Raw genomic sequence first — 860 nt, forward strand, 5'->3', positions numbered from 1 at the left:
GCTAGGTTGTAGTGACGATTTAATCATTTGAGCCATAACATGATGCTTGCGAGTTTGACGAAGCCGAGGAAGTTGGCGGCGAGCTTGTCGTAGCGTGTTGCGATGCGCCGCCACTGTTTGAGCTTGGCGAAGAAGCCTTCGATGCCCCAGCGCTGTTTGTAAGCGATGCGGTCGTAGAAGTGTTGGTAGTTTCGATGGCGACGGGGTGGGATGACAGGCTCGCCGCCCTGATCATAGATGAGGTCATGGAGACGGTCGGCGTCGTATGCGCGATCTGCCAGCACCTTGCCTGCCGGGATACCTCGGATCAGGTCGCAGGCGGGGGCCATGTCGTTTTGCTGGCCGGGGCCGAGAATGAAACGGATGGGCAAGCCCAAGGCATCGACTACGGCGTGGATTTTTGTGCCGAAACCGCCTCGGGAGCGGCCGAGAGCCTGGGCTTGAACGCCCCCCTTTTTATCCGTGCCCCGGCCGCCTGAGCCTGGGCACGGATGACGGTCGCATCGATCGCCAGCCATTCGATGTCGGGATCATCTGACACCGCCTCGAAGATCCGGTCGATAACCCCATTCTCGATCCAGCGATAATATCGCCGCTTGGCCGTCTGATAGGGGCCAAAGCGCTCGGGCAAATCACGCCAACGCCCGCCCGAACGGGCCAGCCAGAGCAGCGCATCCAGAAACAGCCGGCCATCACTGCGCGGGCCGCGCTTCCCCTTGCGCCCACCCGGCACAAACTCCCGCAGCCGTTCCCACTGATCATCCCGAAGAACTTCACCTTCCACACTGACCTCCAAAAGCCAGTGTTGAATCAGAAATCCCGGTCCGCGTACATCCCTAAAATGTCACTACAGCCTAGAG

1 protein-coding gene is annotated in these 860 nt (G+C 60.0%); it reads right to left on the reverse strand.

What is annotated here, in order from left to right:
- Positions 1-23: 23 nt before the first annotated feature.
- Positions 24-784, reverse strand: a protein-coding gene (locus BHQ40_RS24830; RefSeq protein WP_139139492.1) for an IS5 family transposase whose coding sequence is annotated in 2 segments (ribosomal slippage) — positions 24-460 and positions 460-784 — 762 coding nt in all. Because the reading frame shifts where the segments join, the coding sequence is not laid out codon by codon here.
- Positions 785-860: the final 76 nt, after the last annotated feature.

This window comes from Sphingobium phenoxybenzoativorans (assembly GCF_001757355.1).
Lineage (GTDB): Bacteria > Pseudomonadota > Alphaproteobacteria > Sphingomonadales > Sphingomonadaceae > Sphingobium > Sphingobium phenoxybenzoativorans.